Raw genomic sequence first — 20,408 nt, 5'->3', positions numbered from 1 at the left:
GGCACCACTTTCAGCGTCGACGTACCGGCCAGCGAGAGAACAGGCCGACAAGGTGTGGTCTCCGGTGGCTGCGGGGCGTGCCGACCGCACCCATCCACCGGGCTCCCGACGGCCTGTCCGCGCTGCGTGACTGGGGCCGGAGGGTGTTTGCCCAGGCTCCTCGTCCTAGCCGCCGGTCCACTAGACGGGCGGTGAATCACCACCCGCCGATGCCATGCCGACCTGCTCGCGCGTGGCTACTTGCGGGACGACGGCGTCGACCTGTACCGGTTTCACGACCGGGGCCTGTCAGGGCTGCGCGGTGTACGGCTGGTCCAGTGCGGCGGCCTCGACGACCGTCTCCACGAGTCCGGTCTCCAGGCGCAGCACATGGCCGGATACAGAGGCGACCAGGTCGCTCGACAGCAGTGGGCTGCTGAGGAGCTTGGCTATGTCCGTGCGTACGGTCCCGGCCGGGTCTGTTACGGCCTTCGCGGCGAGGTCGGCGTCGTCGAGGTCCGTGCGTCCGGCGTAAGCGCGGCGGAAGGCCGACTCCGCCAGCATGCCGGTTCCGCACTGGGTGTGATGGATGACGGCGACGTCCATCCGCACGCCCAGCCGCATGGCGAGGTACGCGATGTCCTGCATCACCCGGTCGTCGACGCGGCCTCCCGCGTTGCGGAGCACTCCGGCGTCGCCCATCCCCAGCCCGAGGAAGCCGGCGGGCTCGACGCGCGGGTCGACGCAGGTGAGGACCAACAGCTGCCTGTCGGGCATCGCCGCGGGCATGGCCAGCATCCTGAGATCGACCTTCGACGCGAAGTCCCGGTTTCGCTCAAGCAGCTCGCTGAACTCAGACATGTGATTCTCCTTTGGTGTATCTACAACTTTTGCAACTGGGGCTACAATACACGCAGGAGGTGCATATGCAACACGAGCCCGCTGGGGGATCCCATGAGCAGGTGCTCTGGATGGCCGACCGGTGCCTGGGCAGGCGGATCGCCCGCCTGCACCGGCTGGTGTCACGGCGCTTCGAGGCGGAGCTGCGAGAGTGCGGGCTGACCCTTCCCCAGCTGGAGGTTCTCTCCGAGATGGTGCTCTTCAACGCACCGGCGCGGCCGTCGGAGATCGCCGGCTGGCTCGGCCTGGAACGTTCGACGATCAGCCGCAACCTCGATCTCCTGACGCACCGCGGGTTCGTGCAGATCGCAGCGACGTCCTCGGCCGGCCGCACGACCCGCGTCACCGTCACCGACGCCGGCCGCCAGGCACTCGCCGATGCCGAACCGGCTTGGCACCGGGCACAGGCATGGATCAGTGGGACGGTTGACACAGATGCCGTTGCAACGCTCGATCGGTGGCTGACCGCGCTCGACCTTGACCAGCAGACGCATTGAGGGGGAAGCCGGTCAGCGCTCTCGCGGCAGGCGCCGGTCGGTGACAGGGAGCCTCGAGGGCACGGTCCGGCGGTAGCCTCGGGTGGGTGCGAAGGGATCCCCGGTCAGGGCGATGAGGCGGGAGACGATCGGGCTGACCGGGCCCAGGAGCACGAGGGTGGGCGAGTGAGAGGCTTGGACGCTGATCCGCAGAAGGGCTCCGAGTCCCGCGCAGTCAATGAAGGTGGTGCGGCTCAGGTCCAGGGTGAGTACGAACGGCGAAACGCCGAGGTGGGCGGTGACGGCGGCTTCGAGGGTCGACGCGGAGTCAAGGTCGAGTTCTCCGCTCACGTGCAGAACGAGCCCGCCAGGCACGCGCTGACCTGTGGTCGTCAGGGGGACGCAGGTCCAGGGCAGAGCTGGCGTGACCGGGGTGGGGGCGCTCGTGTCGCTCTCGGACTGTCGCGCGTCGTTGCTCGCTGACGTGCGGTCGGCCCACCACACACCCTGGAGCCGTCCAGTCCCGTCGGCGAAGACGGCGCTCTGCTCGGCCACTGCACAGGTCCGGCAGGTCCGACGGGCTTGCGCTTCGCGCCGCCGTGGGGTGGGGCCGCGTTCGCCGATCGGAGAGAAGACTCCCTCTGAGACCACGCCCCTGCGGACGACGCGGGTCTGCAACTGCCGGAGACCGGAAGAGGGGATGGCACTACAGCTTTTCACCGCCGGATTCCTTTCACGTGTGCATGCACGGGGAGCTTTTCGACGTCGTACCGCTGCCCAGTGTCGGCGTACGAGCGAACATGCGCCACCTCGTACGGGTGATTGTGCTCCAGAAGTGATGCGGTGGCGGGGTGGTGTCCGCGAGTCTGCTGTTGTCCGTTCGGGTGGCAGAGGGGCGGCTGGCCGTGGTCTTGGACCCACATCGCTGGTTGGAGTTGAGGCGATTTCGCGCCCTGTACGAGTCGGGCGCGATGAGCCAGCGGCAGATCGCGAAGGAGACCGGGCTCAATCGCCGCACGGTCGCCAAGTACTTGTCGGGTGAGGTCCCGGCCGCGCCACCGCAACGGGAGTCCGGCGCCTTGCCCAGGCAACGGGCGGTGGATGAGGTCGCTCCGCTGATCGACGCGATGCTGCGGTCCGAGATCCTGCTCAAGGGAGCGGTGATCCACGAGCGACTGGCCCAGGAGTACGGGTTCGCCATCAACTACCAACGGGTCAAGATCTACTTGCAGGAGGCCCGGCCCCGGATCGCCGGGGAGCTCGGTATCAACCCCGGCGAGCTGGCGGGCCTGCACCGCCGGTTCGAGGTCGTGCCGGGCGCCCAGGCCCAGGTCGACTGGGGCGACGAGGGACGGATCCTGGCCCACGTCGGCATCCCGAAGGTCTACTCATTCCACATGACGCTGTCGTACTCACGGGACCCCTTCTGCTGCTTCACCACCAGCCAGGACCTGGCGACGTTCTTCGACTGCCACCGCCAGGCGTTCGCGCACTTCGGCGGAGTGCCGATGAGCATCGTCTACGACCGCACCAAGACCGTGGTCCGCCGACACGTCGCCCCGGGCGAAGCTGTCCCGCTCCACCCGGAGGCGGTGGCGTTCGCCGGGCACTACGACTTCGACATCGACGTGCTCGCCGCCTACCGCCCCCAGGGCAAGGGCCGGGTCGAGCGGCAGGTGGCCATCGTGCGCGACCACGTCCTGGCCGGCCGGGCGTTCTCCTCGACCGAGGAACTCGACGCCGCGTTCACCGCGTGGGTGCCGGTCCGGCGCGCGCGGGTGCACGGTACCCACGGCGAGGTCATCGGCCTGCGCGCGATCCGCGACCACGTGGCCTTGCGGCCGCTGCCCCGCGCACCCTATGTGGTCGCGCAGCGGCACCTGCGGCATGTCGGCAAGGATTGCCTGGTCGCCTTCGACGCCAACCTCTACTCGGTGCCCGCCCGCAAGGTCCGCCCGCGCCAACTGGTCGAGGTCCGGGTCACGAAGTTCCAGGTCATACTCCATTCCACTGTCCCCGACACCACTGGCGGCACCCTGCTGGCCGTGCACTCCAGGGCGGTGGGACGTGGTGCCCGCATCGTCGACGAGCGCCACTGGGACGGCCTGCCCACCGGGGAGGGCCGCCGCACCACGACCGGTGACGACCCCCGGCCCCGCCGCGGCCTCGCCCTGCGCGAGGAGGACGGTCCGCTGCGGGCACTGCTCAGTCGGGCCGCCGCTGCCCGCGTCGAGGTGGGCCGGCGACCGCTGTCCGTCTACGACGAGCTGACCGGCACCCGCCCGTTCACCACCCACCCGAGCGCAGAGGAACCCTGTTGAGCGAACTGGTCAGCAACCGCATCCGCACCATGGCCGGCAAGCTCGGCCTGCCCCACCTCGTGGAGAGCCTGAACGAGTACGCCAAGCGGGCGGACGAGGCGAAGATGGGCTACGTCGACTTCCTCGACCTGGTCCTGTCCGAGGAACTCGCGGTCCGCGACGACCGGCGGTTCCGCCAGGGACTGCGGCTGTCGAAGCTGCCGCACCACAAGACGATGGACGACTACGACTTCTCGTTCCAGCCCGAGCTCGACCCGCGCAAGGTCAAGGACCTGGCGACCCTCTCCTTCGTCGAGGCCAAGGCCAACGCCGCTCTGCTGGGCCCGCCCGGGGTCGGCAAGACCCACATTGCCGTTGCCCTCGCGGTCGCCGCCTGCCGGGCCGGCTACTCGATCTACTTCACCAGCCTCGACGACATGGTCCGCCACCTCAAGACCGCCGAGGCCACCGGCCAGCTGACCAGCAAGCTCCGCACCTACCTGCGGCCCAGCGTCCTCGTGGTCGATGAAGTGGGCTACCAGCCCCTGGAACGAGCCGAGGCGAACCTGGTCTTCCAGGTGATCTCCAAGCGCTACGAAAAGGGCTCGATCATCCTGACCTCGAACAAGACCTTCAGTGAGTGGGGACAGGTGTTCGGTGACGAGGTTCTGGCCACGGCCATCCTCGACCGGCTCCTGCACCACTGCGAAGTCATCGCGATCAACGGCAACAGCTACCGCCTCAAGAACCGCCTCCAAGCTATCGAGCGGGAGGCCGATGTCGCCTGAGCGGTTGATCAGTCTTCAAATTTCGGTTGCTGCCGGAGCCGTCGAACAGCTGCGGGCTGTCACTGGAGCGCAGAGGCCGCGTCGTCGCTCTGAGCCTGGTAGACGGTCACAGTCGTGGCCACAGCGTCGACTTCGATCGGTCCGGTGATCCTCAACCAGACCAGTTCGGGCAGGCCCTCGGAGCGATCGAGTCGGCCGAGCGCCTCGGTGGGCCAGGGCAACGGCAACTTCGGTAGGTGGATCAGGGAGATCCCGTCAATAAAGATGGGGGCCAGTTCGGGTTCCCCACGGGTGAACCGAGTAGAGATTGGACAGCGAGACCACCACATCGGGCTTCCACGGCCCCTTGCGCAGCCACACGTCCAGCGTGTTCTCCTTGCGGTCCTCGTTGGACTCGTCCAACGAGATGCGCTCGATGAAGTAGCTGATGCAGGACTCCAACGTGCACGCCGCATTCGTGCATCGGTTCTTGAAGGCGTCGGGTGCCCCATGTTCGTCGACCACGGCACGAGACTACGGTGAGCGGAACGGGCCATGAAAGCGACTTCGCTGACACGGGTCGGTGGCGCACACAACTCCGTACGCACTGGAGCACTCAGATCAGTACGCGGACACCCAGAGGCCGTGCCGAACGCCGATTGCGTGCTGAGGACCTGTCGGCTCAACGGGAGCCGACCCCATAGCGATGATCGCGGCGACAGGGGACGGCACGGTCCGCCTTGGCCGTCCCGTGCACGGGCGGCCCTACGCCAGTGACGAGGGCCACGGTGGTGGCGGACGGACGGGACGGCGAGGCGGGCAGCACGATCCCGAGGAGTATCGAGCCGCTGGCGGCCCCAGTGCCAGATACGGCCCGCAGTTGGCGGCAGATGTCCGCGATGCTCCGCCTGCGCGCTGGCCTCAACGCATCGACAGTGGTGCCGCTGCAGAGGCGGACCGGGTGCCGTGAGGAGCTCTCTGTGCCGGCCACGGGCTTCTGGGGTACCAGGTGGCCGGGGGCGGCGTCGGTTGCGGGGATCGTGGTCATGGTCACGCCTTCACGGTCAGGAGGGTATGCGGGAAGTGGTGCGGTTCACCTCGTCGGCCTGCAGGTGCCTTGAGTTCAAGACTGGACCGGGCGGTGGGCACCTGGAATCCGTCATCTCACTGCGGCTGTCCGGACTTTCGCCCCTCCGTCGTGTCCACGCACACGACACCTGCGTCGTTGTTGCCTGATCGGGGCGGCCGAGTGTCGGCAACGGGTGAAATGGGGACCACGGACGGCGTATCAAAAGCGGGCCACTGGGTGATCTCTTGATCATTCTGACTTCATTGGGCTGGAGTCAGGAGGAAGAGAGGGTGATCCACGTGGAGGACTGGGCTGAGATTCGCCGGTTGCACCGGGCTGAGGGGTTGTCGGCCCGGGCGGTGGCCCGGCAGCTGGGGATTTCCAGGGGCACCGTGCTGCGGGCACTGGCCTCGGACCGGCCCCCGCAGTACCAGCGTCCGCTGAAGGGCTCGGCGGTGGACGCGGTCGAGCCCGCAGTCCGCGAGCTGCTCAGGCAGACCCCGACGATACCGGTGACCGTGATTGCGGAGCGGATCGGCTGGGAGCGCGGGCTGACGATCCTGCGTGAGCGGGTGCGTGAGCTGCGGCCGGCCTTCCTGCCGGTGGACCCGGTCTCGCGCACGGTCTACGAGCCCGGTGAGCTCGCGCAGTGCGACTTGTGGTTCCCCGCCGTCGACATCCCGCTGGGCTACGGCCAGTCGGGCCGCCCGCCGGTGCTGGTCATCGTGTCGGGCTACTCGCGGGTGATCACCGCCCGGATGCTGCCGTCGCGGCAGACCGGTGACCTGATCGACGGCCACTGGCGTCTGCTCGCCGACGGCTGGGCAGCGGTGCCCAAGATGCTGGTCTGGGACAACGAGGCCGGTGTCGGCAAGGGCAAGCTGACCAGCGAGTTCGCTGCGTTCGCGGGCCTGCTCGCGGTCAAGGTCCACCTCTGCCGGCCCCGGGACCCGGAAGCGAAAGGCCTGGTGGAGCGCGCGAACGGCTACCTGGAGACGAGCTTCGTGCCCGGCCGCACCTTCACCGGCCCCGACGACTTCAACACCCAGCTGAGCGCGTGGCTGCAGATCGCCAACCGGCGCCGGCACCGCTCCATCGACGCCCGCCCGGTGGACCGCTGGGAGGCCGACCGGGCCGCGATGCTGACCATCCCGCCGGTCACCCCACCGCACTGGTGGCGCTTCCACACCCGCATCGGCCGCGACCACTACATCCGCGTGGACACCAACGACTACTCCGTCCATCCCCGCGCGATCGGCAGGACGGTGATGGTCCGCACCGACAACGAGGAGATCACCGCCATCGCCGGCAACGACGTGGTGGCCCGCCATGCCCGCTGCTGGGCCAGGCACCAGTCGATCACCGACCCCGACCACGCCGCCGCGGCCCACGTCCTGCGCGGCGAGGTCATCCACCAAAAGGCCGCCCGAGCAGCCACCGCCCGCGCCGCGGCCCTGACCCCCGACAGCCTCGGCATCGACGTTGAACAACGCGAACTGGGCACCTACGACCGCATGTTCACCCTCATCGAGGGCGGCGCGGGCAAGGAGGACACCTGATGGCCCACACCACCACGACTACCGCAAACAACACCGGCGACAGGGCGAAAACGAACAGCCAGACCACCCGCACTGGTCGGCAGACCGCCGCCGACCTGGCCTTCCTCTCTCGCGCCATGAAAGCACCCGCCCTGCTGGACGCCGCTGAGCGGCTGGCCGAACGCGCCCAGACAGAGTCCTGGACCCACACCGAGTACCTGGTCGCATGCCTGCAACGCGAGGTCTCCGCCCGCGACTCCCACGGCGGCGAGGGCCGTATCCGCGCCGCCCGTTTCCCCGCCATCAAGACCATCGAGGAGCTCGACGTCACCCATCTGCGCGGCCTGACCCGCCAACAACTCTCCCACCTGGGAACATTGGACTTCATAGCGGCCAAGGAGAACGCCGTATTTCTGGGGCCGCCCGGGACCGGGAAGACACACCTGGCCACCGGCCTCGCGGTCAGGGCCTGCCAGGCGGGCCACCGGGTCGCGTTCGCCACCGCCGCCCAGTGGGTCGACCGCCTCGCCGCCGCCCACCAGGCCGGCCGCCTCCAGGACGAGCTGGTCCGGCTCGGCCGCTACCCGCTGATCGTGATCGACGAGGTCGGCTACATCCCCTTCGAGTCCGAGGCCGCGAACCTGTTCTTCCAGCTCATATCGAACAGATACGAAAGGGCCAGCGTGATCGTCACCAGCAACAAGCCCTTCGGACGCTGGGGAGAGACCTTCGGCGACGAGACCGTCGCCGCCGCCATGATCGACCGACTCGTCCACCACGCCGAGGTCCACTCCCTCAAAGGCGAGTCCTACCGCATGCGAGGCCGCGAACTCGGCCGCACCCCCACCACCGGCAACGACTGAACCCAACGAACGAGACCACACGATGGCCCACGATTGAACCGTTCAGACCGGCCCATTTTCAGCCGTTGCCGACACCGAGTGGGTACTGCGGCGCGCAGTTCTCCGAGGGGGACCGCCGGCGGCAGAGTCCTGCGGGTCGCGCCGGGGTGCAGCCCACTGCTGGACCAGTCCGAACCGTCGAGGGAGGACCTCCATGCCGGGCCGGCTCCTGAGCGGATTGCGAGCGGACGGTGATCGCCAGTCGGGGCAACTCAAGCCCGGTGAGCTCTTCGCGTGCCCAAGGGTGCGCTCGGCAGTTGCCGCCCGTCGCACGCAGCAGCGGGATCAGCTGAGTGACTGCGTTCGCTCCGACAGATGAGCGCAGTCATTCTGCGGATTCCACTGAGGTAGCTGAGCGTCCGAGCATGAGGGCACATGGTTCCTACCTGGGAGGTTGTACAGAGATGAGTGTTCGACCCAACATCGTTCTCGTTCACGGCGCGTGGGCGGACGGCTCCTGCTGGAGCGGCGTCGTCGAGCGTCTGCAGGCCGAGGGCTACCACGTGACCGCGCCGCAGTTCCCGATGACCGCGCTGGCCGCCGACGTCGCGCGACTGCGGCAGGTGCTGGAGCTGCAGGACGGCCCGACGGTCGTCGTGGGGCACTCCTACGGCGGGCAGATCATCACCGCGCTCGGCGCCGACGCACCGAACGTGGCGGCTCTGGTGTACGTCGCCGCGTTCGCGATCGACCAGGGCGAGTCCCTGGGCAGCCTGCTGTCGCAGGGCCCGCTGCCCCCGGCCGTGGCGAACCAGTTCATCGACAAGCAGGGCCTCGGCTGGCTGCCGGAGGACGACTACGTCCATCACTTCGCCTCGGACGTCGACCCGGTCAAGGCCAGGGTCATGCATGCCGCCCAGCAGCCGCTTGCGGCGTCCACGTTCGGTGACGTGATGGGTGACCCGTCGTGGACGCACCTGCCCTCCTGGTACCTGGTCGCCACCGAGGACCAGGCGATCCCGGCCGACGCCCAGCGCCTGTTCGCCCGGCGCATGGATGCGGTCACCGTGGAGATCGCGTCCAGCCACGTCGTCATGGTCTCCCACCCCCAGCAGACGGCGGAGCTGATCCAGAAGGCCGCTGAGGTTGTCGCGGTCAACGCCGCGTAGCAGATCCCGGTCCACCCGGAACGGGGCCCGCCCAACGAACGACAGGGAGACAACTGATGCGCATCAAGTCGACAACTCGGCCGAAGCTGCGGGCGACGGCTGTGGCCGTCGCCCTGGCGGCGGCCGCGATCGCGGTTCCGGCCGGCCAGGCCGCGTTCGCCAGCACCGGCAGCCCCGCGGCGGCCGCGGCTAGCGCGAATACCGCCGTCAAGCCCAGCATCGTCCTCGTGCACGGTGCGTGGGGCGACAGTTCGAGCTGGGCAGCGGTGGTCAGCCGGCTGCAGAGTGACGGGTACACCGTCTACGTGCCGCCGAACCCGCTGGAGGGGCTGTCCAACGACTCCGCCTCGATCCGGGACTTCCTCGACACCATCCCGGGCCCCGTCATCCTGGTCGGCCACTCCTACGGCGGCGCGGTCATCACCAATGCCGCCACCGGCGACCCGAACGTCAGGGCACTCGTCTACGTCGACGCGTTCGCCCCCGATGCGGGGCAGACCATCGGGCAGTTGGTCACCACGGTCCCGGGATCCTGCGTCACCGACAACGCCAACCTCACCCTGGTCCCCTACCCGGGAGCCCCGGCGGGCGCGGAGGACGCCTACATCAAGCAGAGCGCGTTCGCCGGCTGCATGGCCAACGGTCTGCCCGCCAAGGAGGCGGCACAACTCAGCTCCGTCCAGCGGCCCCTGACCACCGCGGCGCTCACCGAGCCGTCCGGTGTCCCGGCGTGGAGGACCATCCCCTCGTGGGCGGTGGTGGGAACCGCGGACAACGCCATCCCGCCGGCTGAGCAGCTCTCCATGGCTCAGGCTGCCGGTGCCCACATCACCGAGGTCAAGGCCCCGCACCTGTCCATGGTCAGCAATCCCGGCGTGGTCACCGACGTGATCCTGAAGGCCGTGCACAGCACGACCTGACGCCACCGAGGCTCATAGACGGCCAGGTCGGTACCGGGATCGTTCCCGGCACCGACCCGCTCACGTCACGCGGCCCGCTGCTGACCGGTGTACTCTCCGTGCAGGGGCGGGCCGGCGCTGTAGTCGTCCCTCGGCCGCTTACGCCGTGGGTCCGGGGCCGGTCAGGGTTTCCAGCTCGGACCGAAGCTCCTGGACCTCGGGCGCTCCTATGCGCTCGAAGATTCCCAGAGCCCCTTCCAGCAGGGTCCTCGCCTGCACCGTGTCGTTCTCGGCCAGGGCAGCGCGGCCCAGGCCGGCCAACGCCAGTGCCTGGTCCCACGGGCTGTCGATCGCGCGTGCCAGATCCAGGGACTCCTGGTGGCAGATTCGCGCCGACGCCGTCTCACCGCAGATCCGGTGCAGCTCGCCCCGATCATTCAGTACCTCGGCCAGGGCACCGCGGTTGTCCGTGTCACGGCAGGTGACCAGTGCCTGGTCCAGGTCCTGGGCTGCCTGCAGGTAGTTGCCGGTCTGCCGCATCAGGCAGCCCCGCGTGTGGAGCGCATAGCCTTGACCGACGAGAAGCCCCTGCTCGCGGGCGATGCGCAGCGCCTCGTCCAGGGCCTGCAACGCCGCCGGAAAGTCACCCGTTTTCTGCAGCACGCCCCCCAGGTGGGTCAGCGCGCTGACCTGGCCGCGCAGGCTCCCCAGGTCGCGGTGGATGTGCAGTGCCTCCTCCAGCGCCACCAGCGCGGCCGCGTACTGGCCCGTAGGGCGCTGGACGCTCACCAGAGTCAGGAGAGCCCTGGCCAGGCCGGGTCGGTCCCCCATCTCGCGGCAGATGGGCAGTGCCTCGTCCAGGACCTGCTGGGCGGCCGGATAGTCAGTGGTGAGTTGATGCATGTTCGCCAGCATGACCAGAGCCCTGATCTGTCCGAGCCGGTCGCCCAGCTCACGGCTGATGTCCAGTGCCTCCTGCGCGGCCTGTATGGCGGCCGGGTAGTCGCCGGACAGGCCCGGGATGGTTGCCAGGACGTTGAGGATCATGGCCTGACCGGGCCGGTTGCCCAACTCGCGGCAGATGGACAAGGCTTGTTCCAGCTCCAGCGCGGAGGCGGCGAAGTCGCTGAGCATCAGGTTCGCCTCCCCGTGGCCGAACAGCGCATTGGCCTGGCCGAGCCGGTCACCGAGGCCGCGGTAGATTTCCAACGCCTGCTCATGGGCTTGCAACGCACCGGTCGCGTCACCCGACTGCAGCTGTGCCGCCCCCAGGTCGCACAGGGCGTTGGCCTGGCTCGAACGGTCACCGAGTCGCTGCGCTGCCCGGGCCGCGGTCGAGTGCCTTCCCACAGCGTCGGTCCACGGTCCGTCCTGCCTCAGAAGCCCGCTGATTCCTGCGGTCAGTGGGGCAACACGGTCACGTCGGCCTGTCCCGGCGGCATGGTCCAGACAGTTCAGCAGGTTGGCACGTTCGCTTCTCGCCCACGCCAGCGCCTGCACCTGGTCACCCAGGTCAGGGGCGGAACCCGGCTTGCCGCCGTCCACGCTCGGGCCAGGGTGGATCTGACTGGTGATGCGACTGTTCGCGGCGGCGGCGGTGCACTGGTAGTAGTCCAGCAGCCGGTCAAGGGCGGCACCCCTGTGCTCGTGCGCGTCCAGCCGGTCGGCCAGAGCCCTGGCATGCTCGCGCAGCAGGTCGTGCAGCCGGTAGCGGCCGTGGTCCGACTCAGTCAGCAGATACTGGTCGTACAACCCTTCCAAGCCCCGGCGCCCGTCGGACAAAGAGCCCCCGACCAGGGCCGCTGCGGCGTAGCCGTCGATGTCGGTCCCCGGGTGCAGACCCAGGTAACGGAACAGCTGCTGCTGGTCTTCGGCCAGGTCGGCATACGACAGGTCGAATGCGGCGGCCACCGAGAGGTTCTCGGTGACCATCAGCCCGAGCCGGTCACGTGCCGAGGCCAGTTCGGCAGCCCGGCCCGCTGCTGTCCACGAAGGGTGGTGGCGCAATTGCCGGGCCATCATTCCGACCGCCAGCGGCAGGTATCCGCACAGTCCGCTGATCTCCCCGACTCCGGGATCGCCGACGCTCAGGCCGGGTCGGCCGGCCAGGCGCACCAGCAGCGCGGCCGCGTCGCCCGCAGGCAGCGTGTCCAGGCTGAGGGTGACCGCATCGTCCAGTGCCGACAGGTGCCGTCGACTGGTGATCAGCACCAGGCTCTCGCCCGATCCTGGCAGCAGGTGCTGAACCTGATCGCTGCCGGCCGCATCGTCGAGGATCAGCAGCAGCCGCTTGTCCGCTATTCGGTCGCGCCACAGCGCCGCCCGCTCCTCCATCCCCTGCGGGATCTGGCCCGGCGCAACGCCGGCTGCCAGCAGCAGGCTCGCCAGCGCGTCGGCCGGGTCGACCGGCTGCTGGCCCGGGGTGTGCCCGTGCAACGGTAGGAATACCTGCCCACCGGGGAACCGGTCGGCCAACCGGTGCGCAGCACGGACCGCGAACGCGGTCTTGCCGACTCCAGCCATCCCGCCGATCGCGTGGATGCCCACCACCCCGCCCGAAACCTCCGCGGCGTTAGTCAGTTGGTCGAGTTCTCGCTGCCGCCCGGTGAACGATGCCACGTCACGCGGCAGCGACCGCATTGCCGCGGCGGCTGCGGCGGGCACGGCCCCCAGCGGACGGCCGCGCGCCGCCGTCTCGAACCGCGCCCGCTCGACGCCCATGAGGGACAATGCGTCACCCAGCAGCCGTACCGTCTCCCGCTGGGGACTAGTGGCGACGCCCCGTTCAAGATCACTGACGGTTCGCAGGCTCACCCCGGCCGCGTCAGCCAGTTCCTGCTGCGTCATCCGCGCCTGCTTACGCTGCCCCCGCAGCGCACCAGCGAACTCGCTCGGCGTCTCGGCCATCGCACTCACCCTCAGTTGCCATCCTGACGGGGGAATTGTCGCAGGTGGGACGCCTGCGCCGTCGGATGCGCCCAGGATGTGAACCCTAGGCGAGTACCGAGAGTGATCCGATGCTGGCGCAAAGCAGCCACGACGGTCTCGGCATCATGGCCCGGGGGTGGACTCGTTCTCGGCCTCAATGGATTGCAGGATCGTTCCGAGCGCCGCCCTTGAGGTGATTCCCAACCGCGGAAACATCCGGTACAAGTGACTGGCGACCGTTCGGTGCGACATGTGCAGGCGGTCACCGATCTCCCTGTTGCTCAGGCCCACAGCCACAAGCCGCGCAATCCTGAGTTCCCGCGCCGTCAGCACCTGCGAGCCCTCGTCGATGTCCGCGCCCGGCGCAACCAGGCCGACAGCACGCAGCCCCACGGCAGCACGGCGTGCCCAGGTCGGCGCGCCGAGCCGACGGAAGTCCTCATGGGCGGCACCGAGGTGGGCTCGGGCCTCACGCACTGCCCGCATCCGCCGTAGTCGCTCACCGGCCATGAGGTGCACCCGGGCCCGGTCGAACGGGCACCGGCCGGCATCCTCCACCGCCAGCGCCTCCTCGAACAGGGCCGACGCCTCCTTGTCCGCCGCAGTCATTGCCCTTGCTGCGGTCGACACCAGAGCCATGCGCGGTGACGGCGCCACCAGGCCGGACTGCCTCATCGCATGCAGGTACGCCTCGGCCTCCTCGCGCCGATCCGCGCGCAGCGCGGCCTCGACGATGTCGAGCAGCGCCCATGCGGCGAACGGCTGGCCGACGGCGGGGCCCGCAGCCGGGATGATCCGGGCGGCCCACTGGTACGCCCCAGTGATGTCCGACTGGGCGAGAGTCGCGACGAGGCAGGCATGCTGAGCGCTGGCAACCAAGGAAACGAGTCCTCGCGGTGCCGCCCATCGGGCGATTTCGTCGGCCACCGCCAGGGCGGTCGTGGCGTCACCGCGGGCCGCCGCCACGAAAGCGAGCACAGCCTGCGCCTGTCGGCGAAGCAGCTGATAGCCCTGGGCGGCGCACTGTTCCGCAGTGGTCGTGGCGAGCCGGTCGGCTTCTCCCCACTGCCCGGTCTGGTACGCCTCAAGTGCCAGCAGGATGCTGGCCTGCGCACCTGGGATGCCGAAGCGGCCGACAGGATCAGGGCACGCGACACGGCGCAGTGCCTGTCGGCAGTCCGGTAGGTAGCCGACGGCGGCAGCTGTCCCGGCGATCCGCACGATCTCGTCCGGCTCGGCCTGGCAGTCGAGCGACTCGATCTGTTCCTGCAGCCAGCCGGGCTCGGCGGCCGGGTCCAGGACGCCGCGCACGGCAGTGCGCAGGCTTGGCGTGACCAGGGCGTCTGAGGCGGTGAGAAAGCGTTCAAGGGACTCCCTGTGCTCCTGCCGACCGGTGAGCCGACAAGCCGTGACCAGGCTCCACAGGATCTCCTCGCATCCGACCGTTCCGGCGCTCTGGTCGCGCACGCCCTCCGCCGCCCGCAACAGGATGCGGTATGCAGCCGGCACGTCCCCGTCCTCGTGCAGAAGTACAAGAGCGTTCGCGAGCGACGTCTCGGCTGTTGCCGCAAGCCTCGCACGGGCACGCCTGGCGTCCGCGAGCACTGTGAGGTCACCAGTGATGCTCACCGCCTGGCGCGCGGCGGTCCCCGCGCGTGCCTCGCCGTCCTGCGTCGGCTCCAGCGCTGCAGATGAGATGACGGGATACAGGAGGAGCAGCCGGGCCGCGACCTCGTCCACCAAGGCGCGCATGGCAGCCGGGTCCTGGTCAGGGCCTGCGGTCCCAGGCAGTCCTGGGCCTTGCCCACAGGCTGAGCAGAATCCGCGTGCGGGGGGAGCGGTACTCGGCTCAACTCCTGCGGCGGATGCCTCGGGTCGGCTCTCTGACGCGTTCCCCCATGCGGCGGTGCTGGACATGGTCATCAGCTCATACCGAGCATGGCTGCGTCACTGCGGCAAGGGGATCCCGCACCGGGATTTGCCTCCCGGAGCGATTGCGAGCTGAGATGTACCAGAGATCTCATCGGCCTCATCCTCTTCCGTTGGGCCCGTTGACTGCTTGCTCTCCAGCCAAGCAGCGCTCTCACGCGGCGCACACGAAGATCCGTACGCAGAACTGGCAGCGCAAACTGCCGATGCGGCGGACGGTGATGGCGCTTGTGGAGTCGAGGTTCGCCATCAGCTCGAAGGGTTTCTGTGCCAACACGGCGATCAGGAGGCCCAGTTGTCGCCTTTCTTCGGCATCGCGCAGGCGAGGCGGGTGCCGCCAGCTCAGTCCAGGATCGTCGCCGCCTGCCAGGCGCCGGGACGGACGCCTGTCGCTTTCAGGAAGAAGAGCGAGAAGTTCGACGGGTCCGGGAACCCGAGCTCGCTCGCACACCGCGCCGCGTTGACGCGTTCGTGGGCCAGCAGGCGCTTCGCTTCCAGCACGATCCGTTCCACGATGTACGCCTTCGCGGTACGCCCGGTGACCTGCTGCACTGCCCGGGTCAGGGTGCGCGGGGCGAACCCGAGCGTAGCCGCGTAGTAACCGGCGTCGTGGCGGGTCCGAAAATGCGCCTCGACGCTCGAGCGGAACAGCTGGAACGTCGGGTTCGCCGAGCGAGCCTGGCAATGCGGGGGCTCGACGCGGGTGATCAGTGCGGACAGCAGGATCGCGGGCAGCTCCGTCGACGGGTCCTCGGCCAGGGCGGCCGCCTCCAGGACAAGGTGCCTGCGTGCCGCGTCGGCGAACGGCCAGGCTTCGGCGGGCACCGGCCACCGGGCGACGAGATCGGGAGAGGCGACCAGCACGCGCGTGCGGTGCGTTACCGGCGCGGTCGGCACGAAGAGCACCAGGTGTCCCGCGACGCGGGTGATGTCGTCCCAGCGGTGCACTGCGCCGGGCGGGATCCACACCGCGGTCCGCGCCGAGAGCGGGTGGGAGACGAAGTCGACCGTGACCTTGCCGTCCCCTTCGTCGACGAGAGCCAGGACGTGGAAGTCGGCTCGCTGCGTGCCGCGGTCGTTGATGTCCCGGAGTCGTTGGAATGTCATCACCTCGACTGACGAGGCCCCGCGGTCGACGGGCTGATAGGTCATGTGCCGGATCGTTGCCACGAGTCCAGTTTCCACCACCAGCCGTCCAGTCGTGCCGATGACTCGTTCCGCCCTCGGCGGTCCAATGGAACCAAGGCAAAACCAGCCGCAGAGCGAGACCGAAGGATCCCCACATGACCAGCCCACACCACCTTTCCCTGCCCGCATACGACCATCGCAGGGGCACAGGTCCGACCCTGGTCTTCCTGCACTACTGGGGCGGGTCCGCCCGCACCTGGGACCTGGTCGTAGACCGTCTACCGGGCCGCGACACGCTCACGGTCGACTTCCGCGGGTGGAGCCGTTCGAACACGCTCCCCGGGCCCTACACGCTCCGCCAACTCGCCGATGACACCGTCGCCGTCCTCGCCGACGCCGGAATCGACGACTACGTCCTGGTCGGGCACTCCATGGGCGGCAAGGTGGCGCAACTCGTCGCCGCAACGCGACCCGCCCGTCTGCGGGGGGTAGTCCTCGTCGGATCCGGACCGGCCAGGCCGGCCGCGGAGATCACCGCCGAGTACCGCGAGTTCCTCTCCCACGCCTACGACACCGAAGAGTCCGTCGCCGGCGCGAGGGACACCGTCCTGACCGCCACCGACCTGCCGGCGCCAGTCAAGGCACAGATCGGCGCGGACTCCCGGGCCGGCGCCGAGGCGGCGCGCACGGAATGGCCGCTGCGCGGCATCGCCGAGGACATCACCGACCACGCCCGCATGATCAGCGTCCCAGCCCTCGTCATCGCCGGCGAGCACGACCGCGTCGAACCCGCCGACGTGCTGCGCCGCAACCTCCTTCCCTACCTCTCCGGAGCGCAGTTCGCGGTGATTGCGAACACCGGGCACCTCATCCCGCTCGAAGCCCCCGACGAACTCGTCGACGCGATCACCGCGTTCACACCGGCCGCCTGACCGACGATCTGCCCCAAAACGGTTCCGCACCAGCAAAGTTGCACACCGCACAGCCGCCACCGTTCCATCCGACGAGAAAGGCACGACCATGAACGACACCACCAGGACCGACGCCAAACCCACCATCGTCCTCGTCCACGGCGCGTTCGCGGACGCGTCCGGCTACACCGGACTGATCTCCGGCCTCGAAGCCGACGGCTTCACCGTCGTCGCCCCGCCGAACCCGCTGCGCGGCCTCGCGTCCGACGCGGCGTCCATCCGGACCCGCGTCGCGGCCATCGAAGGCCCCGTCGTGCTCGTCGGCCACTCCTACGCCGGCGCCGTCATCAGCCACGCCGTCGACGGCCTCGACAACGTGACCGGGCTGGTCTACCTGGCCGCTTTCGGCCTCGATGTCGGCGAGAGCTGCCTCAGCGCACAGAACGGGTACGCGCCATCGCTGCTCGCCACCGAGAACGCGCCGACCCGGTACGACGCTCCCGGCGCCCCGGGCGGCCCCGACCTCTACATCAACCCCGGCCGGTTCCGCGAGGTGTTCTGCGGCGACTCCTCCGAGGAGCTGGCACGCGCGATGTACGCGACACAGCGGCCGCTGTCCGCATTCGCGTTCACCGAGGCCGCGACCGTCCGGGGATGGGACCGGAAGCCAACCTGGTACCTCGTCTCCAACGACGACAACTCCATCCCGCCGCAGCTGCAGCGGGACATGGCCGACCGGATGCACGCACACACCGAGGACATCGACGCCTCCCACACGGCCTTCGTCGCACATCCCAAGCGCGTCGCCGACTTCGTCGAGCGCGCCGCCAAGGACTTCGCAGAGCGCGTCTGACCCGCCGGGGTCCGCGCGCGACCCCTCCCTCACCTCCAGCAAACCGCACCACTGCTCCAGCCGCACCGATGGCAACCGCACATCCCTGACAGGGCGATCCGACGTCGCTCCACGTGCCGTGCGCAGCACCCCAAGACCCGGCACACGTCAGCGCGTCTCCGGGGCACCGAACCCATCGAGACAGCGAACCAATCGGCTCCCTACCGGGGCATCCGAACGAAAGACACACCTCATGACCGCAGATACACGCTTGTCCGTCTTCGAGCAGCTCGACCTGCCCGACACGGGCCTCACCCGGGACACCTACGCCTATGTGGACCGGATCTCGCCCGCATTCGTTCTCCATCACAGCGTCCGTAGCTATGTTTTCGCTCGCGCTCATGCTCAGAACCAGGGGCTGCGCGCCGGTAGCGACTACGACGACGAGTTGCTGTTCCTCTGCTGTGTTCTGCACGACATCGGCCTGACCGAGGAAGGCAACGGCGACCAGCGCTTCGAAGTCGACGGCGCTGACACCGCAGCGGCATTCCTGCGCGAGCGCGGCGTCGAGGAACGGCGTATCGCCATCGCCTGGGACGCCATCGCCCTGCACACCTCGGACGGCATCGCCGCGCGGAAGGGCACGGAGGTCGCGCTGGCCCAGGCCGGAATCGGCACCGACATCCTCGGAGTCCAGCGTGAGAGCCTGCCATCCGGCCTCGCCGACGATATGCACGTCCTGCTCCCGCGCCTGGACCTGGGCTACGCGCTCAGCGATGCCATCCTCACCCAGGCCAAGGCCAAGCCTCACAAGGCGTCCCCACTGACCTTCCCGGGAGACCTGCTGCGCCGTCATCTGCCCCACGGCGCCCATCCCGGCTGGTACGACCTGCTCGCCGCAGCCGGCTGGGGCGACAAGCCAGTCGGCGCCGTCGCCCGGCGCCGCGCTGAGACGCCTCAGCAGGTGGGGACCTTGTTCATGGAGTACCTGGAGGCAGGGGACGTCGAGGGTCTGGTGTCGCTCTACGAGCCGAACGCCCACTTCGTCCCTGCCCCTGGGACTCACTTGACGGGCACCGACGCCATTCGCGCGGCCATGCAGCAGATGGTCGACAGCGGCTCCCGCCTCAAGCTCGAATTGCGCGACATCCGACAGGTTGACGACGTCGCCCTGGTGTCGAACAACGCCACACTCACCGGAGCCGGACCGGAACAGGTGATCTCCACCACCACCGAGATCCTCCGACGACAGCCGGACGGCGGCTGGGCCCACGTCGTGGACGACCCGTTCTTCAACTGACCGCATTGGGGGGTCCGCGCACGGGCGCACAGGCCCCCGGCCGCGGCGCTGAGCGGTTCGAGTGGCCCAAGCTGCGGCGTCTGGTAGCCGGCGGCCCGCGGGTTCGCGCCCCGGCTCGGTGCTCGGCCGGCACGTCGTCAAGGCTTACCTGCTGCTCGGCAAGCGACCAGCCATCGTCGACGCTCGGCCCCGTTCGCGGCATCCTTGAGCTGCACCTTCTCCCGGGACAGCACGGGCAAGCCGCACCGCTCGGCCAACCGCACCGCCGGAGCCAGACCGCCGTGGGCCAGAAGATTCGAGTCATCGAACGCCGCGAACGTCGCCGCAGCCGTATGGGTAAATTTCACTTACGAGGTGCCTGGCTGATCGGGCCTGATGGTTGCGTAGGAACTCCCATCATCCCAGGTCAGCGGGCACCTCTCTGCGTCAGCCCCTCCCAGCTCCGATCATCGAGCGGTGGATCCAGGCTGAGTGAACGTTGGAATGAAGCCCCGGTCAGCGGGAATCTGACCGGGGCTCCAGCATGTGCGCCGTAGGGTGCCGAGCCCATTCGTCGGGCAGAGGACAGGCCGGCCACCCATACGCTCGCAGAGAATGCGCTACAGCGGCATTGTCTATCACACTGGATGTATGTACGACTGGGCGACGGGACTTAGCGGTCTCTTTGGCGCCATTGTCGGTGGTGCAGTAGCGGTCTTCACATCTTGGAAAACGCAGAAGAGCCTGACTAGCAACGCACTCGCGGATCGCCAAGACAGTAGGGAGCAGGCACAGGAGGAACGCCGAACTGCCCTGGAGTCTGTAGCGATCGACGGGTTGGCACAGGCTATGTGGGTTGTGAAGCAGCACGCGCGACAGCTTCCCAACACACCCATGGAAGTTGTCGCCTGGAGCAAGCCTCACTACGAACCCCGAGAAGCCTGGGCGACGGAGTTGGAGGACATCCTTGGCCCCGTATTCATCTACGCCGAGGCTCTACACGATGATGAGACGCGCTCGACCGTAACGGAACTGCTCCAGCTCCTTGCCGACTGGGACTTCGGCTGGTTGGAAAGGGGGCGATGGCCCTACGACTACGTACCGAGCATCGCGAGCGACGTAATCAAGACCGTAGGGGCTTACCGGCGTGGCAGTCCGATGCCCGTACTGTCTCCGAAGTCCCTTCTTGTGCAAGTTGCGTGGCAGAGCCAACGCGAACAACGGGAGTCCGCCGAGAAGGACCGTGTGTCCAGCTCGGAACAGGGACACTTCACCGAAGGCGCGGCGGTAGATAGGCATGTGGACGCCCCCGAGACTCCGGAGGTCTAAGCTTGACTCTGTCGGTGATCTTGGTGCTTCCCGGTGTGCGAGCGTGATCGGTGGGCATGCTCGGGCTGTTTCGTCGTCCGATTCAGCTGCCGAGGTGTTCGTTGTCGCTTCACCCTCGTTCCGGTGGGCAAGT

Annotated in this window: 18 protein-coding genes; 11 read left to right on the top strand and 7 right to left on the bottom strand. The window is 68.7% G+C overall.

Features of this window, described 5'->3' with window-relative positions; genetic code table 11:
- Positions 1–288: 288 nt before the first annotated feature.
- Positions 289–840: a carbonic anhydrase gene (locus GXP74_RS02575; protein ID WP_182449782.1), complete on the bottom strand. Its 552-nt coding sequence runs from the start codon at positions 838–840 to the stop codon at positions 289–291.
- 65 nt (positions 841–905) lie between these two features.
- On the opposite strand from GXP74_RS02575, the gene GXP74_RS02570 reads away from it, so the two are divergent.
- The gene (locus tag GXP74_RS02570) at positions 906–1,376 is read left to right on the top strand and encodes a MarR family winged helix-turn-helix transcriptional regulator (RefSeq protein WP_182449781.1); all 471 of its coding nucleotides are present in this window, start codon (positions 906–908) and stop codon (positions 1,374–1,376) included.
- A 12-nt stretch (positions 1,377–1,388) separates the two neighbouring features.
- On the opposite strand, the gene GXP74_RS02565 is transcribed toward GXP74_RS02570, so the two are convergent.
- Entirely contained in the window at positions 1,389–1,910 is a 522-nt protein-coding gene (locus GXP74_RS02565) for an STAS domain-containing protein (protein WP_182449780.1), read from the bottom strand.
- Between the two features lie 350 nt (positions 1,911–2,260).
- Between GXP74_RS02565 and istA (GXP74_RS02560) the strand changes: the two genes are divergently transcribed.
- Both istA (GXP74_RS02560) and istB (GXP74_RS02555) read left to right on the top strand, forming a co-directional pair.
- Positions 2,261–3,676, top strand: a complete 1,416-nt coding sequence (gene istA, locus GXP74_RS02560) for an IS21 family transposase (RefSeq protein ID WP_182449779.1) — start codon at positions 2,261–2,263, stop codon at positions 3,674–3,676.
- On the top strand, positions 3,673–4,443 hold the full coding sequence (istB, locus tag GXP74_RS02555) for an IS21-like element helper ATPase IstB (protein WP_182449778.1): 771 nt from the start codon (positions 3,673–3,675) through the stop codon (positions 4,441–4,443). Before istA (GXP74_RS02560) ends, istB (GXP74_RS02555) begins: the two co-directional genes overlap by 4 nt.
- A gap of 59 nt (positions 4,444–4,502) precedes the next feature.
- Here istB (GXP74_RS02555) and GXP74_RS02550 read toward each other — a convergent pair whose 3' ends face one another.
- Together GXP74_RS02550 and GXP74_RS02545 are read right to left on the bottom strand one after the other, a co-directional pair.
- Entirely contained in the window at positions 4,503–4,664 is a 162-nt protein-coding gene (locus tag GXP74_RS02550) for a hypothetical protein (protein WP_182449777.1), read from the bottom strand.
- 34 nt (positions 4,665–4,698) lie between these two features.
- The gene (locus tag GXP74_RS02545; protein WP_182449776.1) at positions 4,699–4,947 is read right to left on the bottom strand and encodes a hypothetical protein; all 249 of its coding nucleotides are present in this window, start codon (positions 4,945–4,947) and stop codon (positions 4,699–4,701) included.
- Between the two features lie 834 nt (positions 4,948–5,781).
- Here GXP74_RS02545 and istA (GXP74_RS02540) point away from each other — a divergent pair.
- From istA (GXP74_RS02540) to GXP74_RS02525, 4 genes are all read left to right on the top strand, one after another.
- Positions 5,782–7,050, top strand: a complete 1,269-nt coding sequence (gene istA, locus GXP74_RS02540; protein ID WP_182449476.1) for an IS21 family transposase — start codon at positions 5,782–5,784, stop codon at positions 7,048–7,050.
- On the top strand, positions 7,050–7,892 hold the full coding sequence (gene istB / locus GXP74_RS02535; protein WP_182449475.1) for an IS21-like element helper ATPase IstB: 843 nt from the start codon (positions 7,050–7,052) through the stop codon (positions 7,890–7,892). Before istA (GXP74_RS02540) ends, istB (GXP74_RS02535) begins: the two co-directional genes overlap by 1 nt.
- 443 nt (positions 7,893–8,335) lie before the next feature.
- Positions 8,336–9,040: an alpha/beta fold hydrolase gene (locus GXP74_RS02530; RefSeq protein WP_182449775.1), complete on the top strand. Its 705-nt coding sequence runs from the start codon at positions 8,336–8,338 to the stop codon at positions 9,038–9,040.
- A gap of 56 nt (positions 9,041–9,096) precedes the next feature.
- Positions 9,097–9,960 carry an alpha/beta fold hydrolase gene (locus GXP74_RS02525; protein ID WP_182449774.1) on the top strand — a complete coding sequence of 288 codons (864 nt, stop codon included), beginning with the start codon at positions 9,097–9,099 and terminating at the stop codon, positions 9,958–9,960.
- Between the two features lie 138 nt (positions 9,961–10,098).
- On the opposite strand, the gene GXP74_RS02520 is transcribed toward GXP74_RS02525, so the two are convergent.
- The 3 genes from GXP74_RS02520 to GXP74_RS02510 form a co-directional block, all read right to left on the bottom strand.
- On the bottom strand, positions 10,099–12,846 hold the full coding sequence (locus tag GXP74_RS02520; RefSeq protein ID WP_182449773.1) for a tetratricopeptide repeat protein: 2,748 nt from the start codon (positions 12,844–12,846) through the stop codon (positions 10,099–10,101).
- A 144-nt stretch (positions 12,847–12,990) separates the two neighbouring features.
- Complete coding sequence (locus GXP74_RS02515; RefSeq protein WP_182449772.1) at positions 12,991–14,619, bottom strand: LuxR family transcriptional regulator; 1,629 nt, start codon at positions 14,617–14,619, stop codon at positions 12,991–12,993.
- A 519-nt stretch (positions 14,620–15,138) separates the two neighbouring features.
- Positions 15,139–15,948, bottom strand: coding sequence for an AraC family transcriptional regulator (locus GXP74_RS02510; RefSeq protein WP_225447667.1), 810 nt, complete (start codon positions 15,946–15,948; stop codon positions 15,139–15,141).
- 131 nt (positions 15,949–16,079) lie between these two features.
- Here GXP74_RS02510 and GXP74_RS02505 point away from each other — a divergent pair, with 131 nt between their 5' ends.
- The 4 genes from GXP74_RS02505 (at position 16,080) to GXP74_RS02490 (ending at position 20,275) form a co-directional block, all read left to right on the top strand.
- Positions 16,080–16,856, top strand: coding sequence for an alpha/beta fold hydrolase (locus tag GXP74_RS02505; protein ID WP_182449770.1), 777 nt, complete (start codon positions 16,080–16,082; stop codon positions 16,854–16,856).
- A gap of 88 nt (positions 16,857–16,944) precedes the next feature.
- Positions 16,945–17,688 carry an alpha/beta fold hydrolase gene (locus GXP74_RS02500; RefSeq protein ID WP_182449769.1) on the top strand — a complete coding sequence of 248 codons (744 nt, stop codon included), beginning with the start codon at positions 16,945–16,947 and terminating at the stop codon, positions 17,686–17,688.
- Between the two features lie 250 nt (positions 17,689–17,938).
- Positions 17,939–18,967, top strand: coding sequence for an SgcJ/EcaC family oxidoreductase (locus GXP74_RS02495; protein ID WP_225447666.1), 1,029 nt, complete (start codon positions 17,939–17,941; stop codon positions 18,965–18,967).
- Positions 18,968–19,597: 630 nt separating this feature from the next.
- Entirely contained in the window at positions 19,598–20,275 is a 678-nt protein-coding gene (locus tag GXP74_RS02490; protein WP_182449767.1) for a hypothetical protein, read from the top strand.
- The last annotated feature ends 133 nt before the right edge of the window (positions 20,276–20,408 follow it).

The sequence above is a fragment of the Streptacidiphilus sp. P02-A3a genome, from assembly GCF_014084105.1.
In the GTDB taxonomy this organism is placed as follows: Bacteria; Actinomycetota; Actinomycetes; order Streptomycetales; family Streptomycetaceae; genus Streptacidiphilus.
The sequence above is the reverse complement of the archived record's forward strand: the minus strand, read 5'-3'. Positions and strand labels throughout refer to the sequence as shown.

Excerpts from the sequence above, each read along its gene's own strand:
- GXP74_RS02575 (WP_182449782.1), bottom strand. The coding sequence starts at position 840 with ATGTCTGAGTTCAGCGAGCTGCTTGAGCGAAACCGGGACTTCGCGTCG.
- GXP74_RS02570 (WP_182449781.1), top strand. The coding sequence starts at position 906 with ATGCAACACGAGCCCGCTGGGGGATCCCATGAGCAGGTGCTCTGGATG.
- istB (WP_182449475.1), top strand. The coding sequence starts at position 7,050 with ATGGCCCACACCACCACGACTACCGCAAACAACACCGGCGACAGGGCG.
- GXP74_RS02530 (WP_182449775.1), top strand. The coding sequence starts at position 8,336 with ATGAGTGTTCGACCCAACATCGTTCTCGTTCACGGCGCGTGGGCGGAC.
- GXP74_RS02525 (WP_182449774.1), top strand. The coding sequence starts at position 9,097 with ATGCGCATCAAGTCGACAACTCGGCCGAAGCTGCGGGCGACGGCTGTG.
- GXP74_RS02520 (WP_182449773.1), bottom strand. The coding sequence starts at position 12,846 with ATGGCCGAGACGCCGAGCGAGTTCGCTGGTGCGCTGCGGGGGCAGCGT.
- GXP74_RS02515 (WP_182449772.1), bottom strand. The coding sequence starts at position 14,619 with ATGCGCGCCTTGGTGGACGAGGTCGCGGCCCGGCTGCTCCTCCTGTAT.
- GXP74_RS02510 (WP_225447667.1), bottom strand. The coding sequence starts at position 15,948 with ATGACCTATCAGCCCGTCGACCGCGGGGCCTCGTCAGTCGAGGTGATG.
- GXP74_RS02505 (WP_182449770.1), top strand. The coding sequence starts at position 16,080 with ATGACCAGCCCACACCACCTTTCCCTGCCCGCATACGACCATCGCAGG.
- GXP74_RS02500 (WP_182449769.1), top strand. The coding sequence starts at position 16,945 with ATGAACGACACCACCAGGACCGACGCCAAACCCACCATCGTCCTCGTC.
- GXP74_RS02490 (WP_182449767.1), top strand. The coding sequence starts at position 19,598 with ATGTACGACTGGGCGACGGGACTTAGCGGTCTCTTTGGCGCCATTGTC.